The 16,820-nt window shown below is 24.5% G+C and carries 19 protein-coding genes and 1 rRNA gene; 14 read left to right on the top strand and 6 right to left on the bottom strand.

The features are described 5' to 3' along the window. Positions 1-5: 5 nt before the first annotated feature. The gene (locus CR143_RS01205) at positions 6-1,268 is read right to left on the bottom strand and encodes an O-antigen ligase family protein (RefSeq protein WP_099340033.1); all 1,263 of its coding nucleotides are present in this window, start codon (positions 1,266-1,268) and stop codon (positions 6-8) included. A gap of 79 nt (positions 1,269-1,347) precedes the next feature. Here CR143_RS01205 and CR143_RS01210 point away from each other — a divergent pair, with 79 nt between their 5' ends. After that, complete coding sequence (locus CR143_RS01210; protein WP_099340034.1) at positions 1,348-3,036, top strand: LIC_10190 family membrane protein; 1,689 nt, start codon at positions 1,348-1,350, stop codon at positions 3,034-3,036. Then, on the top strand, positions 3,033-3,767 hold the full coding sequence (locus CR143_RS01215; RefSeq protein WP_099340035.1) for an FkbM family methyltransferase: 735 nt from the start codon (positions 3,033-3,035) through the stop codon (positions 3,765-3,767). Before CR143_RS01210 ends, CR143_RS01215 begins: the two co-directional genes overlap by 4 nt. On the opposite strand, the gene CR143_RS01220 is transcribed toward CR143_RS01215, so the two are convergent. After that, positions 3,748-4,485, bottom strand: a complete 738-nt coding sequence (locus tag CR143_RS01220; protein WP_157780300.1) for a glycosyltransferase family 2 protein — start codon at positions 4,483-4,485, stop codon at positions 3,748-3,750. The two genes, CR143_RS01215 and CR143_RS01220, sit on opposite strands and share 20 nt — an antisense overlap. Before the next feature lie 67 nt (positions 4,486-4,552). Here CR143_RS01220 and CR143_RS01225 point away from each other — a divergent pair, with 67 nt between their 5' ends. Genes CR143_RS01225 through CR143_RS01240 form a run of 4 tightly spaced genes read left to right on the top strand, consistent with a single transcriptional unit; the run spans position 4,553 to position 8,496 of the window. Then, positions 4,553-5,824: a hypothetical protein gene (locus CR143_RS01225; RefSeq protein ID WP_099340037.1), complete on the top strand. Its 1,272-nt coding sequence runs from the start codon at positions 4,553-4,555 to the stop codon at positions 5,822-5,824. A 10-nt stretch (positions 5,825-5,834) separates the two neighbouring features. Beyond that, entirely contained in the window at positions 5,835-6,512 is a 678-nt protein-coding gene (locus tag CR143_RS01230; RefSeq protein ID WP_099340038.1) for a glycosyltransferase, read from the top strand. A gap of 11 nt (positions 6,513-6,523) precedes the next feature. Next, positions 6,524-7,570 (top strand): GDP-mannose 4,6-dehydratase, encoded by a 1,047-nt coding sequence (gmd, locus tag CR143_RS01235; RefSeq protein WP_099340039.1) that lies wholly within the window; start codon positions 6,524-6,526, stop codon positions 7,568-7,570. Further along, positions 7,564-8,496 (top strand): GDP-L-fucose synthase family protein, encoded by a 933-nt coding sequence (locus CR143_RS01240; RefSeq protein ID WP_099340040.1) that lies wholly within the window; start codon positions 7,564-7,566, stop codon positions 8,494-8,496. Before gmd ends, CR143_RS01240 begins: the two co-directional genes overlap by 7 nt. A gap of 336 nt (positions 8,497-8,832) precedes the next feature. Here the strand turns inward: CR143_RS01240 and CR143_RS06330 are convergent, their stop codons facing one another. Beyond that, positions 8,833-8,976, bottom strand: a complete 144-nt coding sequence (locus tag CR143_RS06330; protein ID WP_157780302.1) for a hypothetical protein — start codon at positions 8,974-8,976, stop codon at positions 8,833-8,835. Positions 8,977-9,040: 64 nt separating this feature from the next. Between CR143_RS06330 and CR143_RS06335 the strand changes: the two genes are divergently transcribed. Beyond that, positions 9,041-9,700, top strand: a complete 660-nt coding sequence (locus CR143_RS06335) for a hypothetical protein (protein ID WP_157780303.1) — start codon at positions 9,041-9,043, stop codon at positions 9,698-9,700. 2 nt (positions 9,701-9,702) lie between these two features. Next, positions 9,703-10,386: a methyltransferase domain-containing protein gene (locus CR143_RS01250; RefSeq protein ID WP_099340042.1), complete on the top strand. Its 684-nt coding sequence runs from the start codon at positions 9,703-9,705 to the stop codon at positions 10,384-10,386. On the opposite strand, the gene CR143_RS01255 is transcribed toward CR143_RS01250, so the two are convergent. Further along, positions 10,362-11,120, bottom strand: coding sequence for a glycosyltransferase family 2 protein (locus CR143_RS01255; RefSeq protein ID WP_099340043.1), 759 nt, complete (start codon positions 11,118-11,120; stop codon positions 10,362-10,364). The genes CR143_RS01250 and CR143_RS01255 overlap by 25 nt on opposite strands. After that, positions 11,117-12,232, bottom strand: a complete 1,116-nt coding sequence (gene wecB / locus CR143_RS01260; protein WP_315861504.1) for a non-hydrolyzing UDP-N-acetylglucosamine 2-epimerase — start codon at positions 12,230-12,232, stop codon at positions 11,117-11,119. Before wecB ends, CR143_RS01255 begins: the two co-directional genes overlap by 4 nt. A 57-nt stretch (positions 12,233-12,289) precedes the next feature. Between wecB and rrf the strand changes: the two genes are divergently transcribed. The 4 genes from rrf (at position 12,290) to CR143_RS01280 (ending at position 13,598) form a co-directional block, all read left to right on the top strand. After that, a 5S ribosomal RNA gene (gene rrf, locus CR143_RS01265) occupies positions 12,290-12,404 on the top strand. A gap of 26 nt (positions 12,405-12,430) precedes the next feature. Next, positions 12,431-13,315 carry an NAD-dependent epimerase/dehydratase family protein gene (locus CR143_RS01270; protein WP_099340044.1) on the top strand — a complete coding sequence of 295 codons (885 nt, stop codon included), beginning with the start codon at positions 12,431-12,433 and terminating at the stop codon, positions 13,313-13,315. A 43-nt stretch (positions 13,316-13,358) separates the two neighbouring features. Continuing rightward, positions 13,359-13,484 carry a type B 50S ribosomal protein L36 gene (gene ykgO, locus CR143_RS01275; protein ID WP_017969707.1) on the top strand — a complete coding sequence of 42 codons (126 nt, stop codon included), beginning with the start codon at positions 13,359-13,361 and terminating at the stop codon, positions 13,482-13,484. A 3-nt stretch (positions 13,485-13,487) separates the two neighbouring features. Continuing rightward, positions 13,488-13,598 (top strand): aa3-type cytochrome c oxidase subunit IV, encoded by a 111-nt coding sequence (locus CR143_RS01280; RefSeq protein ID WP_099340045.1) that lies wholly within the window; start codon positions 13,488-13,490, stop codon positions 13,596-13,598. Positions 13,599-13,621: 23 nt separating this feature from the next. Here CR143_RS01280 and rpsU read toward each other — a convergent pair whose 3' ends face one another. After that, positions 13,622-13,816, bottom strand: a complete 195-nt coding sequence (gene rpsU / locus CR143_RS01285) for a 30S ribosomal protein S21 (RefSeq protein ID WP_029207103.1) — start codon at positions 13,814-13,816, stop codon at positions 13,622-13,624. Between the two features lie 62 nt (positions 13,817-13,878). Between rpsU and mrdA the strand changes: the two genes are divergently transcribed. Then, positions 13,879-15,708 carry a penicillin-binding protein 2 gene (mrdA, locus tag CR143_RS01290; RefSeq protein WP_099340046.1) on the top strand — a complete coding sequence of 610 codons (1,830 nt, stop codon included), beginning with the start codon at positions 13,879-13,881 and terminating at the stop codon, positions 15,706-15,708. Then, positions 15,701-16,819, top strand: coding sequence for a rod shape-determining protein RodA (gene rodA, locus CR143_RS01295; protein ID WP_169696836.1), 1,119 nt, complete (start codon positions 15,701-15,703; stop codon positions 16,817-16,819). Before mrdA ends, rodA begins: the two co-directional genes overlap by 8 nt. Position 16,820 lies beyond the last annotated feature (1 nt).

Below are 16,820 nucleotides of genomic sequence, written 5' to 3' on the forward strand. Positions count from 1 at the left end.
AAATTTCAATTATTTTTTTTAAAATTCGTGCAGGAAAGAATTATTCCTATATTTAACCAAAAAATGGATGCGCCATAAGTCGTAAAAAAGCTACCAGAGGGTATGAATGGTATTAAACTAGAAGTTAGAAATGATAGTGATCCTAATAATATAAGATTTCTTTTTTTAAAATAAGTTACGAAACCTGTATAAAGTAGATAAAAAAATGTTAAAACAAAAGTTATTAAACCAATAACTCCAGTCTCAGAAAGTATTTCGAAATAATATTGATGTGGATGGGTTGAGCACCTTGCTAAATTATAATTCAATTTTTCATCATTATATAAATCTTTAACACATTCAGTGTAGAAGTTTTTAACCCCCACTCCGACTAGGGGATAATTAAGAAATATTCTATAAGCAGTTATATTGTGCGCATAATTTTGACTAATATTAAGATATTGGCTAAATCCATTTTTTTTAATGTAATTAAAAAATTGACCATAAAATCTACTGAATCTACTTTCAGAATTTAATATAATTATTGAGCAAATAACTAATATTAAAATAAAAGTAATGATTTTTTTAAGTTCAAATAATTTTTTATCAAAAAAAAATAAAAAAATTAATAAGGAGATTATAACTTTAGCAAAGTTAGATCTTTCTCCGATTAATAAACTTATAGATACAAAAGTTATAAGAGATAAAAAAAAGAACACTGTTTTATATTTTTCACAAACATATGCTGCAATAATAAAAAGAAAGCCAAAATAAAAATTTCCAATTTTGAGTTCTGCGTTTAAGAAGCTGGCCAGTCGACCAGGCATATAAGAACTAAACCCGACTGTATTAAATCCAAATATAGACTCAAATATAAGATCAAAGCTTACAATAAAAAAAATTATTGTCCAAATACTTAAAATTTTTCCTTGATATTTATTATTTTCAAGACTGAAACAATATTGTATGGCAAGTGCTAAAATAATAAATCTAATAACGCCAATGCTTCTCAGTAATGAGTTATTTAAATCGATAGAAGAAAAAAGGTTCATTAAAATATAAACCCAAAAAAAGAGTAAAACTATAGATGATTTATTATTTATTAATTTATAATTTTTTTCTTTAAAAAATATAATTACGAAAAAAATATCAATGATAAGAATGAATATGTTATTAATAGCAGAGGTCGATATTAAAGAAATTGGAAATAAATATACAAAAAAAAGAATAATTTTATTTATTTTTTTTTCATTAATTGGAAAATATTTTAAAAAAATATTATTAATCATTACAATTTGCTTTTATATATTATGTTCTCTAATAAGAAAGTTTAATAATTAAATAATACAAAACAAAATTTTATCTGTAATGGAATTTATATTAATTAACATTTTTTATTATTTAATTATTTTTTCAACATTGGGATATGGATATTTTTTTTTAACAAATTTTTTAAAATTAAATGGTGCATCACAAGTAGTAGAAATTAATATTGGCATTGTAGGATTATCAGGTTTATTTTTTTTAATTTTAATATCATATTTTACCAATTTTTTTTTTCCTCATAATAAAATATTTAATTCAATATTATTATTAATAGGTTTAATTTATTTTATTTTTATTAAAAAAAATTTTTTTAAAAAGGATTTTTTATATTTAATATTAATTTTTTTTATCTTATCTATTGCTATCTTTGTTTATAAAAATCATGATGATTTTTCATATTATCATTTTCCTTTTGCGTATCATTTAACACAAAATAAAATTATTTTTGGAATGGGCAACCTAGGACACGGATGGAGAACACCTTCATCTTTATTTTATTTGCATTCTTTGTTTTATTTACCTTTTATTGAATATTATCTTTTTCATATTGGTCCAATTTTAGTATTAGGATTTTCAAATATTATTCTATTAAGAAAAATATTTATCTTTGATAAGAAAAAACAATTTGATTTTATTTATTATTTAAATTTTTTAACATTCATTTTTATTAATATTTTTTTTTACAGGCTATCTGAGCATGGCGCTGATCTTTCTGGTCAAATATTGTCATTGATATTATTTATTAAAATTTTTGAAATTATTAACAATTTCGAAAGTAAAATAAAAAATAAATCAGAAAATCTAAAGCAAATATTTTTACTCTTGCTTTTGATAATAACTATTAAAACTTATTTTATATTATATTCAATATTTATTATATTCTTAGTTTTGTTTTTTTTCAAAAAAAATTTTTTTTGGAATGTAGTATTTAATATAAAAATATTTACCATTTCTCTTTTAACAATAATATTTTTAATTATTTCCAATTTATCTTCCTCTGGCTGCTTCATATATCCAATTAATTTTTTATGTATTGAAAATTTTTCTTGGGCCCTAAATAAAAATGAAATTATTTCTGCAAATAACTGGTATGAATTGTGGTCTAAAGCAGGCGCTTCTCCAAATTACAGAATAGAAAATCCAGATGTTTATATTTCAGGAATCAATTGGATTTCTAATTGGATAAAAGAGTATTTTTTTAATAAAGTAAGTGACACTTTGTTAGGCATAATAACAATATGTATAATATTTTTTAGTGCATTTTATAATTTTAAAAAAAAATCTGTAAATAGACCTAATTATAAGTCTGTATATTTAATAATAATAATTTTATTTCTTGTATGGTTTTTTAAACATCCTGCACTTAGATATGGAGGTTACCATTTAGTAGCTTTTATTATTTTTATCCCTTTAAGTATTTATATGCAAAATTTCAAGAACAATTATTCCTCAAAACTTAAAACGATAATATTATTAATAATTATTACTTCTCTGATCTTTTATGGAAGAAATATAAAGAGAATTAATTCTGAAATAATCAAATATGGATACAGTCCATTAGTGAAGCCGTTTTTTCCTGTAGACGAAAATGTCTTTAGATTTGATAAACAGATTAAAACTCTTATTATAAACTATAATAATTGTAATCAAAAAAACAATAATGATTGTTTAATAATGAATCCAAAAATTAAAAATTTTAGAGGTTATATGATTATTTATAAGGATAGATGATATTGAATTTTACTACTTTTATTTTAAATATTTTTGACAACTATCAAAAAAAAAAGGTAACTTATATTTTAAAAAATATTTTTAATAATGATAAAATTAGAACTATTATAGATGTTGGTGCTCATAAAGGAGAAACTATTGATTATTTTTCTAATTTTTTTTCATATGATAAAATTTATTGTTTTGAACCAAATCCAACTAGTTTTTTTTTTTTAAAAAAATATAAGTTATCACTTGAAGAAAATTTGCAATTTAAGATAGAGTTATTTAATTATGCTTTAGGAAAAAAAAAAAGTAAAATTAATTTTTATTCAGGAAATGAAAGTTCATCTTCAACAGTGCATAATATTAATTTCACTTCAAATTATTATAAAAAAAAAAACAAGTATTTAAATCCTTTTACTCAAAAGAAAAAAGCATTTAAGAAAATCAATGTTAATGTAAATACATTGCAGAATTTCATTACGTCCAAAAATATTAAAACTATTGATTTGTTAAAAATTGATACCGAGGGTTCAGAGTTTAATATTATTAAAGGCGCAAAAGATAAAATAAAAAGAGTTAAAGTCTTATATTTTGAACATCATTACGATAATATGATTTTAAAAAAATATACATTTTCTGATATTAATACTTATTTACTAAAAAAAAATTTCTTTAAAGTATTCAAATATAAAATGAGCTTTAGAAAAGTTTTTGAATACATTTATGTTAATAAAGCACTAACTTAAAATATTTTTTATTCAAATAATTTATAGAAAGTATCAAAACTAGATATATCGATTTGAGAGTGTTAAATTTTTCATAAAATTTATACACTCTAAAGGCATCTAGTATTTTTTGGACAGTAGAATTAGATAAAGAATTATCCGTACTTTGCCAAGAACTTAAAGTTTCTCTAAGTCCTTTAAGTATTTTTATTTGTTTTACAATTTTTAACCAAACTACTAAATCCTCTTTAGTTTTTAGTTTGGGGAAAAGATTATTTTCAATTAGTTTTTTTTTAACAATCACCGTTGAAAGACCTATATCACAAGATTTAATTAATTCATGATATGTAAGATCTTTTGCTATTTGCTTTTTACTACTTAAAATATTATTACTAACAATGTCATACGATGTATGACTAAAATTATATTTATTTTTTTTCATAAAATTTAATTGCTTTTTAAGTTTATTTTTTTTCCATAAATCATCGCTATCTAAAAATGCTATAAATTCACCTTTAGATTTTTTGACTCCAATATTTCTTGAAAATCCAGCTCCTAAGTTTTTTTTATTGATTATTAATTTAATTCTTTTATCCTTTTTTTTAATTTCATTGATTAAATGAAGATCATTTTTATTATTATCGTCATAAATTATTATTAATTCAAAATTTTTGTATGATTGTTTTAATACCGAGTTAACAGACTTAATTATGTAATTTTTTTTTCTGAAATAGGGCATTATGATGCTTACGTTCGTCATGGTTTTTTTATTTATTAATCATAATATAAACATTATAAGATATTAAATGTATTTCTCTCTTAAGAAAAATTTTTCCATTATATTATTATTTTTTTTGTATTTATCGATAATTTTTGGTTTTGTTATTGGAGAAGATCTTAATGGCGGTGCGGCGCATGATTATAATTATGCCTATAAACCTATAATAGAAAGATTTTCAAATAATTTTCATGAAACTTTTTTAAAATATGATCAATATGGTCAGAGGCATTCGCCTATTTTAATAATATTTTTAGCGTTTCTTTTTCGAATTTTTGAATACGATTTTATTGTAAGACTAATTCACTTACACTTGTCATTATTTCTTATTTTATTTTTTTTTCATTCATTAAAAATTAGGTTTAAATTTCTAAATAATAATATTGGAGCAATAATAGCCTCCATAATTTTTATTTCACCAACTTTTAGATCTTTAGCTATTTGGCCAGATAGCAGATTATTTGGTTTATTATTTTTTGTTTTATCATTGCTTTATTTTTTAAAATTTAAAGAGAGTAAAAAAAAAAATTTTTATTATTGTTTATTAAATATTTTATTTTTATCATTGTCATCATACATTAGTCCTAATTTTTCAGTTTTTTCTATATATTTTTTTTATCATTATTTTCAAAAATTTGACTACAAACGTATATTCATAATTATTTTTGTTAATTTGTGTTTAGCCTTTCCAGCATTTTATTATTTGTTTATTTTAAAAATATTTTTTTTAAGTTCCGGGAAGACACCTGGATTTGATGGAGCTGGAACTGCTTTTGATTTTAATTTTGCGAATAAAATTATACTGATTTCTACCATAATTTTTTTCCATTTAATTAACTTTATTTTAGAAAAAAGTATTTTTAATAAATTAAAATTTTTCTTAAATCAAAAAAAATATTTATTACTACTAATATTATTTCAGACTATACTGATTTATAATTTTAATTATACCCCAGATTTCACAGGTGGTGGTATTTTCTTTCATATGTCTTATTTTTTTTTTAAAAATAATTATTTATTATATTTTTTTTTATTTTTTTCATTGTTATTTATCTTTTCTTTTATTTTAAAAAGTTTTAATAATTTTTTATTATTTGTAATTTTAATAATTTCTAATATTCAGCTTTCTGTATATCATAAGTACTATGAGCCTCTAATTTTAATAATATTTCTTTTATTATTTGAGACTAAAGTCGATTTTAAAAAGTATTTTAATAGTAAAAAAAATATATTTTATTTATATTCCGTAGCCATAATTTTTTTTATTTTAAGTATCTCAAAAAGAAGTTTGATTTCTTAGTAAATTATTAATGATGAATAATTTAACATTAATTATACCAGCAAAATATGAGAGTGAGTCACTCCCTTTTTTTTTAAAAGAAATACAAAAATACCCATGCGAAAAAATAGTGATATTAAAAAAAGAAGATATCGAAACAATAAATTCTATTCGAAATTTTAGATGTAGAATTTTATTTCAAAAGGGAACAGGATATGGAAACGCTATTATTGAGGGTATTAACTCTACCAAGAATGAGTTTTGTTGTATTATTAATGCTGATGGCTCGATGGATCCAAAGTATTTAGAAATTATGCTAAAATTATGCTCTGACAAAGATATGGTTTTTGCATCTAGATATTTAGGTAAAGAAAGTGGAAGCGACGATGATAATTTTATTACTTTATTTGGTAATAAAGTTTTTTCTTTTTTAGGTAATTTATTTTTTTCTTTAAAAATTTCTGATATTTTATTTACATATATTCTTGCTAAGACTAACTCTTTAAAAAAATTAAATCTTAAATCGCAAGATTTTAGATTATGTGTTGAAATTCCCATAAAAGCTAGACGAAATAATATGATTTTCTTATCTTTGCCTAGTTATGAAAGACCTAGAATTGGTGGAAAAAAGAAGGTAAACGCATTACGGGACGGTTTTATTATTCTTGTTTATATGATTAAACTTTTTTTTAATCATAAAGAAAAATAATTTTAATATTTATGAAATCAAAGTCAGCGCTAATTTTTGGAGTTACAGGACAAGATGGCTCTTACCTTTCAGATTTTTTAATTAAAAAAGGTTATGTGGTTCATGGCGTTAAAAGAAGATCTTCTTCTATTAATACAATGAGAGTAGATCATTTGTATCAAGACCCGCATGTAAAAAATAGAAATTTTATTTTACATTATGGAGATATTACAGACTCTTCCTCAGTTTCAACAATTATAAAATTAGTACAACCAGATGAAATATATAATTTAGCGGCACAGTCCCATGTGTCCGTTTCCTTTGAAGTTCCGGAGTATACAGCTAATGCTGACGCTTTGGGTGCCTTGAGAATATTGGAAGCAATTAAATTTCACAAACTTATTAAAAAAACAAAGTTTTATCAGGCAGGCACATCAGAAATGTTTGGAAAAGTTCAACAGATACCTCAAAACGAAAAAACATCATTTTATCCTAGAAGTCCCTATGGCGTCGCTAAGCTATATGCTCACTGGGTTACCGTAAATTATCGAGAAGCATATAAGATTTTTGCCTGCAATGGTATATTATTTAATCACGAAAGTCCTGTGAGAGGTGAAACTTTTGTTACTAGAAAAATAGTAATAGCGCTTTGTAAGATTAAATTAAATTTACAAAAAAAACTATTTATAGGAAATCTTCATGCAAAAAGAGATTGGGGTCATGCTAAAGAATATGTAGTAGCCATGTGGAAAATGCTTCAGCAAAAAAAGCCAGACGATTATGTTATCGCTACGGGTCGCCAATATAGTGTTAAAGATTTTATATATTTTGTCGCAAATGAGCTAAAAATAAACATCACTTGGAAAGGCAAAGATATCAATGAAAAAGGGTACGATCAAAAAGGTAATTGTATAATTGAATGTGACTCAAATTATTTTAGACCTCTAGAGGTAGATACCCTTTTAGGCGATGCAAAAAAAGCTAGAAAAATTTTAAAATGGAGACCTAAAATTGATATTAAAAATCTAGCTAAAGAAATGGTTGAAAGAGAAATGGCTCTCTTAGTTAATAAATGTTAGATAAGCATACAAAGATATTCTTAGCTGGACACAATGGTCTTGTAGGATCCTCGATTTTGAGAAGACTAATATTTAAAGGTTATAAAAATATTCTAATTGCATCAAGATACAAACTAGATTTATTTGATCAAAAAAAAGTTTTTAATTTTTTAAAAAAAAATAAACCTAAAGCCATCATTATGGCTGCAGCTAGAGTAGGCGGCATTTTAGCAAATAACGATTACAAAGCAGAATTTATTTACGAAAATTTATGTATCCAAAATAATATAATTCATTCTGCATATTTAAATAATATAAAAAATATAATTTTTTTAGGATCTAGTTGTGTCTATCCAAAAAATTCTAAGCAACCAATAAAAGAATCTTATCTTTTGTCTGGTGAATTAGAAAAAACAAATGAACCTTATGCAGTTGCTAAAATTGCGGGTATAAAGATGTGTGAAAGTTATAATTACCAATATAAAACTAATTACAAATGTTTAATGCCAACTAATACTTACGGTCCTAATGATAATTATAATTTAAATACATCTCATTTTTTGCCAGCATTAATTAAAAAAGTTCATGATTATAAAAATAAAAAAGTAAAAAAAATTATAATATGGGGAACAGGAAATTCGAAACGGGAGTTAATTTATGTAGATGATATTGCTGATGCTTGTATTTTTTTTTTAAAGAAAAAAACCAAAGAAACTCTAATTAATATAGGGTCTGGGCAAGATTATAAAATTAAGTATTACTTAAACTTCATTCAAAAAAAATTGAAAGTAAAAGGAAAAATATATTTTGATAAAACAAAACCCGATGGAACAAAAAGAAAATTATTGGATATTAGCATAGCTCTATCTTATGGTTGGAAACCTAAGATTGGTCTCAGCAAAGGCTTTGATTTGACTTACAGTGCCTTTTTAAAAAATGCTAAATAGAAATTTACTAGCTATTTTCATCAGCATTATCCTATCTTTTTTTTTTATTGCTCTATCATTTTATCCTAATTATTGGATAAATTTTTTTGGGTTTTTGTCAGTACCACCACAAATTCCAGCTTTTTCTGATTTTGAGGCACATATCAGATTTTTAAAATGTAAAGAATCAGGTTTGGCTTTATATGAGAGTTGTTTTGAAATAACAAAAGGGCACTCTACATATAATTCCCATCCAAGTTTGTGGATAAAAATATTTGAACTCTTAAATTTAAAAAATCTTTTTAATTTTAATTTATTAATTTTTTTTTTATTAATATTCTATTTTAGTTGCTTATTTTATTTATCGAAATTTATTTTAAGTTTTAAGGATAAAATAATTTTTTTATTAGCCACCTTATCTACTTCAAATTTATTATTAGTTGAAAGATTTGCAACCGATTGTATTATATTTTTACTTATATTTTCGCTTATATTTAACATTAGATTTTTCTATAAATATTTTTTGTTTTTGTTTGCGATATTATTAAAAGTTTACCCTTTGTTTGTGTTACCTTTTTTTTCTAATGATAAAAAATTTTTTTTTATAGCTATTTTGATTAGTATTTTAGGATTTTTCTTTTTAAGAGACGACATAGCATATATAAATAAAAATATTGTAGAGTTCTCGAGAGTATTTGGATACGGCTCTAGGTCAATTTCAAAAGGTATATTTCTTTATTTAAATCAAAATAATTACTTTGTTATTGAAGATTATAACTTTTTTAAGAATCTAATAATTCTTACATTTTTATTTTTTGTTTTTTTTATTTTTTGTTTATCTTTTTTTAATACAAAATTAAAAAAGAACGGTTATAAAGATCTACATTTGATAAAAAATCATCAATTATTTTTATTAGGATCTTCAGTTTTTATATTTACTTTTATATTTGGATCAAATGCTGATTATAGACTAATTTTTTTATTTTTAGTATTGCCTTATGTATTAAATTACTATCAAGGAAAAAATAAAGTAATTTTTTTATTTTGTCTATTTATTAGCTTAAATAGTTTATTTTTTGAAAAAGGATACAAGTATTCGCTAACTTATTATATAAATGTTTCATTTGTTTATTTTTGCAAATTAATCTTATTAACATATCTAAGTTATACATATGGATATGTAATTAAAAATTATGTCTTTTTTAAAAATAAATTTGTTAAATAACAATGTATAGAAATAAGCTTTTTGAAAAAAATTTATCTAAAAACTATTCAAAATACCAAAATACAGGATTAGTCGGATATTTGATGGATAGCTGTCATAAAAGTCTTGAAAATAAATTTATAAAAAAGAATGGTTTTGTTTTAGAAATTGGTCCAGGAACTTCACCGCATATAAATTATTTGAACGGAAATTTTGATAAATATTATATGTTAGACTCTTCTTTATTTACTATTAATTTTCTAAAAATGAAATTTAACAAAAATAAAAAAATAATAATAAAAAGATCAATTAACTCCAAGATTCCTTTTAAGAATGACTATTTCGATAGAATTATTATGTCCCATGTTTTGGAACATGTTATTGAACCTGAGATTTTTTTATTTAATGTATTAACCAAATTGAAAAAAGGAGGAAATTTATCAATATCACTTCCTACAGATCCTGGTTTTTTATGGAGGTTAGGTCGATTTTATCAAAAACTTTTTAATGTAAAAAATAAGTTAAATTTAAATAATAGTGAATATGATTATATGATTGCCACAGAACATGTAAATTCAATATTTAATCTTATATCGATACTTAGGTATCATTTTAAAAATAATATTATTTGTGAGGAGTTTTTGCCCTTTAAATTTTTAAAATCTCTAGATTTAAATTTATTTTATAATTTAACTTTAACAAAATAAAAAAATCTTCTTAATACCATTAATTTTATAGTTTGAATTATTGTTTTTGTAATTTTCATTTTGCTTTCCCCCCTTTTTAAATCGTAACGAAGTTGCAGAGGAATTTCAGCAAAATAAATTTTCATTTTAGATAATTTCAATTTTAATATTATGTCAGCAGATACAGAAAAGCCATTTTCACTAAAAAAATCTTTATTTAACATAATATTTCTTAATTTTTTAATCTTAAACGCTCTAAAACCACAGGTATAATCAGTGACATTTTTGATGGGAAAAAAAATTTTAAAAATAATACACGATATAAAACTTAAAATTTTTCTTAAATAACTTAGTCCATAAGTTTTCGATAATTTGCTATATCTTGATGCTATAACTACATCATATCCTTCATTTATTTTTTTGATAAGTAGGTAACTATTTTTCGGAGTGTGAGAATTGTCTGAGTCCATTGTAATTATAATATCGTCAGGTTTTGCTATTTTTAAAATGTGATTGAAGCCAGTTTTTAAAGTTAAACCTAGTCCCATATTTATTTTATGATTTATAACAGTTAATTTATGAAAAATTTTTTTTTTAGTTATTTTAATATTTTTATAAGTATCATCAGAGGATCCATCATTTATAACTACAATATGTAATAAAATATTTTTTTTTTTATAAAAATTAGAAATGTCACTTAATAAAATTTTTATATTTTTTTCTTCATTGTAGGCTGGTAATAAAAAAAAAATCATAGTGATTGATAAAATTTTTTTAGGCTGTTCATAATTCTTTTACTAACACCCTCTTTTCCAAAAGGATTTTTCCAATATCTTTTTTTTTTTAAAAAAAAATTTATTGAACTATTTATTTTTTTTGAGTTATAGCCTGTTAATATGTTTGCCCCAATAATAATAGTTTCAGGTCTTTCAGTATTTAATCTTGTTGTAATACATGGTTTCATGAGTATGCATGCCTCCTCTTGTACGCCACCAGAGTCTGTAATAATTAATTTACAATTTATTAATAAACTTAAAAAACTAAAATAATCTAAGGGCTTCAGTATTATAAAATTTTTGGAAAAAATTTTTTTTTCTAATTTAGATTCAGTTCTGGGATGTATTGGAAAAACTATTTTAAAATTTTTTAAATTTATATTATTTTTAATAGTATTAATAATTAACTTAAGTCTTTTTTTTTGGTCAACAGTTTCTCTTCTATGAAGCGTTAAAATTATAAATTTATTTTTTTGTAGATTAAATTTATTAAGAATATTGTTATCTAATTTTTTTCTGAATTTTTTAACAACATCAACTATTGTATTTCCGACATCTAAGACTTTTCCTAGACTAATTTTTTCCTCTTCAATGTTCTTTTTAGCAATTTTTGTTGGCGCTAATAATATTTGGCTTATATTATCAGTAATAATTCTATTAATTTCTTCTGGCATTTTTTTATCAAAAGATCTCAATCCAGCCTCAACATGAACTAAATTGTAATATTTTTTTTTTTTATTATTTTCTTTTTGATAAAGAATATTACAAGCTACCGCACCAGCTAGAACTGTATCCGTATCACCCTGGACAATTACAAAAGTCGGTTTTTCCAAAATAAGAATTCTTTTAATAGATTTGACTGTTTTTTTAATAAAACTAGTATTTTTTTTATGAAGTAAGTAATATTTTGGCTTGGGTATTTTTAGTTGATTAATAAATATTCGATTCATATTATAGTCTTTATGTTGCCCACTATGAATTATAAAAAATTTTATCCCTTTACTCTCAAACAATTTAATTATAGGGGATAGTTTTATTATTTCGGGACGCGTACCAAAAATAAAAGCAGTTTTCATAATAAAAAATGACATTAATTGTTTTTTCAATTAATGTTTACTTTAAAATATATATGTAATATTAGTTATTTGCCTGGTGATTATTGCAAAGGAGTAACACCCGATCCCATTCCGAACTCGGCAGTTAAGCCCTTTAGCGCCAATGGTACTTTGTCTTAAGGCACGGAAGAGTAGGTCGTTGCCAGGCTTTATTTAAATCCTTCTTAAATTTTAATGAGAAATATATTAGTGGTTACTGGGGGAGCTGGGTTTATAGGCTCCAACTTAATTTCTGAGTTATTAAAATTTAAAAAATTTTATATTTTAAGTATCGATGATTACTCTTCTGGTCTAATTAAAAATCATATCAATAACAAACGAGTTAAGTATTTAAAGGGTAGTACTAAAAATATTGAAATTTTATTAAAGAAATATATTACTAAAATTAACACTATTTTTCATTTTGGAGAATTTGCGAGAATTTATCAAAGTTTTAATAAGATAAATGAATGTTTTAGTTCTAATATTGAAGGAAGTTCAAATGTATTTAATTTTTCATTAAAGAATAAAATTAGACTAATTTATTCCGCGACCTCTGCAAGCTTAGGAAACAAAGGAGAAGATATGAACTTATCACCTTATGCTTTTTCAAAGGCTAAGAATTTAGAGTTATTGGAAAATTTAAGGAAGTGGTTTAGATTTCGGTACGAAGTTATTTATTTTTATAATGTTTATGGAGAAAAACAAATTTGTGAAGGAGACATGGCAACAGTTGTTGGAATATTTGAAAATCATTTTTTAAGAGGCAAAAAATTACCTATAGTAAAACCAGGTACACAAGTAAGAAGATTTACTCACGTTTTTGATACGATCAAAGCTTGTATTTTTGCTTGGAAAAAAAATAAATGCAAACATTATTCGATTGCAAGTAAAGAATCTTATAGCATTATTCAACTTGCAAAGATGTTTAAAAGTAAAATTAGGTATTTACCAAGAAGAGAAGGGGAACGCTATGCCTCTGCTTTAACAAGAATGAACTTGAATAATAAGATTATAAGATTATCAGCTAAAATAAGATTAAAAGATTACATTAATAATTTTTTAAAGAATAAACGTTAACTTATCTTTACAAATCTTAAATTAATATATATTTAAACCCCTTATGAAAGTTGTGAGTTCCTTAAAATCTCTAAAAAAAAGAGATATTAATTGCAAAGTGGTTCGAAGACGAGGGAAACTTTACGTAATTAACAAAAAAAACCCAAAATTTAAAGCACGACAGGGTTAGTTTATGGATATTGATCCACAAAGAAAAACTTGGTCTAATTTTATAAAATTAACTACTTATACTTCTGTCGCAATAGTGGTGTTACTAGTGTTGATGGCTATTTTTCTACTTTAAGATTTTACTTTTTGGCTTCAAGCTCAATAACGAGCCTTCAATTTTTTAAATTTTTTAACTCTTCTGGTATTTTCGTCTTTTTCTCTTTTTTTTCTTTCGGAGGGTTTTTCAAAGTGACTTTTGATTTTAAGTAAGCGAAATACTCCTTCTCTTTGTAATTTTTTTTTGAGAGCTCGAAGAGCTTGCTCTAGATTGTCATTTTTAACTTCAATTTTAATATTTGCTTACCTCCAAAAAGTGTGCTGAATTAACATTTTGATGTTATATTGTCTATATTTTTATGAAGCTTTTCAAACATAGACCAAAAGAGGGTTATCAAACAAAACCAAGTATAATAAATAGAAGAAAAGCAATTTTAACAACAGTTAAATATACTTTTTTTGGTTTAATAGGTCTTAGATTATTATGGCTACAAGTATTTCAAAAAAATAAATATTCAGTTTTATCCGATCGCAATCGGTTTAAAGAATGGAAGATTGCAGCAGAGCGAGGATTAATTTTAGATCGATTTAATAACAAGATTGCTGAAAATCGTCAGCTTTACAGAATTGCACTTATTAAAGGGGACATTACTGATCTTGACTTCGTTTTAAGCACACTTAATAAATTTTTAAGATTAGATAATGAAATTATTGAAAAAACTAGAGCTGATTTTACTAAACTTAGAAAATTTCAGCCTTATGTCATAGGTAAAAATTTAACATGGTCAGAATTTTCAAAAATAAATAGTAATTTATTTATTTTAAATGGGGTGCAGCCTTTTATTTCAATGGAACGCCATTATAATTACCCTTACGAATTTGCCCATGTTTTAGGTTACGTAGGGGCCCCAAATGAAAATGATTTACAAAATCAAAAGGATGATTTGTTTAGAACGCCTGGCATTAAAATTGGAAAACTTGGAATTGAGAAAATATTAAATAGAGAATTGATTGGGATCCCAGGTTATACACGTTTTGAAGTTAATGCAGCAGGAAGAGCTGTTAGAACGGTAGAATTTGTAGATGGAGTAAGTGGAAACCCTTTAAAAACTTCCCTTGATTTAGAACTACAAAAATTAACTTATAGCAAACTTAGGGGTATTGCAGGATCTGCTGTTGCAATGGATATAAAAACAGGGCAAGTTTTAGCCTGCGTTTCAACACCATCCTTTGATACTAATAAATTTGCATTTGGAATCACCCAGCCAGAATTAAATGAGTTGTTAAAAAATGAAAGAAAGCCATTGGTAAATAAATTTTTATCAGGTCAGTATTCACCGGGTTCTGTAGTAAAACCTATCATAGCATTATCTGCTTTAGAGAATAAAATTGTTGATCAAGATTATACTCATTTTTGTGGTGGAAAAATCGAGTTATACGGACAAGAATTTTATTGCTGGAAAGATGGAGGGCATGGAAAAGTTAATTTAAGAGATGCAATCAAAAAATCTTGCGATATTTATATTTATGAGATTGCAAGGTTGCTAGGAGTTGATCGTATAGCAGAGACAATTAGAAAATTTAATTTTGGTCAGTTAACTTTTAAAGAATTTGATGAAGAAAAAAAAGGTTTAGTACCTGATACAAAATGGAAAAAAAACGTAGTAGGTAAACCTTGGCTACTAGGCGAGACATTAATTACAGGAATTGGACAAGGTTATATTTTAGCAACCCCTATGCAAATTTGTAAATCAATGGCACAATTTGCAAATGGAGGTTATGAGGTTAATCCAACTTTTTATTTAGATGAAAAATCAAAATTAACTCGAATGGATTTTGAAAATGAAAATATAAAAATAATTAACGACTCTTTAGTTGCGGCAACTAATGAACCTGGCGGAACTGCTTATGGGTCAAGATTAACTGGAAAACTGAAGTTTGCTGGTAAAACTGGTACTTCGCAAGTTACAAAATTAAATATTAAAGATAGAGAAGACAATGCAAATCCTAATGTTAGAGAATATAAATATAGAGATCATTCTTTATTTGCAGGTTATGGTCCAGTAGAAGAACCCAAGTATGCAGTTGCTGTTGTAGCAGAACACTCTGGTCCAGGCTCAAGAGTTGCAGCGCCTATTGCAAGTAGTATGTTTGATTTTTTATTTAAAAAGAGAATATCCGATGCCTGAGGTTATAAAAGTTTCAAAATTTTTTTTACTCATTGAAAAATTTCAAAAATTAGATCGGGGTCTAATTTATATGATTTTATTATTAGGATTTATTAGTATTTTATCCCTCTATTCAATTGATAAAGGACAAGGGAGTATTTATGCAAAGCATGCAATAAGATTTACATTTGCGTTTTTAATTTTAATAATTGTTGCTTTCAAGCATATAAATTTTTGGCATCGTTATGCATATCACTTATATTTTTTCATATTATTCCTTTTAATCATCTTAAAATTTGTAGGGGTCACCGCTAAAGGAGCACAGCGTTGGTTAGATTTTGGTTTTTTTCATGTACAACCTTCAGAAATTGCTAAACTTGCAATTATATTAGTACTTGCAAAATTTTATAACGCTGTGAAGGTTGAAAATACTAATAAATTATTTTCACTTCTTGTAGCAGCTATTTTAATCTTAATTCCATTTTTACTAGTATTAAGACAGCCCGATCTTGGTACCGCTACATTAATATTAGGAGCAGCGTTGGGAATTTTATGGATTGTGGGCTTAGATAGAAAAATTTTTATCTCAGGTTTTATAATTGTATTGTTGTCTCTTCCTTTTATTTTCGCAAATTTAAAACCATATCAAAAACAAAGAGTAGTTAATTTTTTTAATACCGAAAGAGATCCGTTGGGGGCAAATTACCAAGTTATTCAATCTAAAATTGGTATAGGATCGGGTGGAATATTTGGCAAAGGTTATATGAAGGGCTCACAAAGCTCTCTAGACTTTGTTCCAGAAAACCACACAGACTTTGTCTTTTCGCATTTTTCTGAAGAATTTGGTCTAATTGGTTCTTTATTATTATTGTGGTTATTTTTTTCAATTATTAAAAAAATAACGTTTATTGGTGATCAAAGTAAAAATAATTTTTCAAAAATATTTTGCTATGCTTTTGCCTTTAACTTTTTTCTTTACATTGCAATAAATCTTGGAATGGTAACAGGACTACTACCTGTCGTAGGAGTGCCTTTGCCCATTTTATCATACGGGGGTACTGCAATGCTGACAAATATGATTGGATTTGGAATAGTTTTAAGTGCAAAATTATATAACGAAGATTTTATTTAAA

Source organism: Candidatus Fonsibacter ubiquis, assembly GCF_002688585.1.
GTDB classification, from domain to species: Bacteria; Pseudomonadota; Alphaproteobacteria; order Pelagibacterales; family Pelagibacteraceae; genus Fontibacterium; species Fontibacterium commune.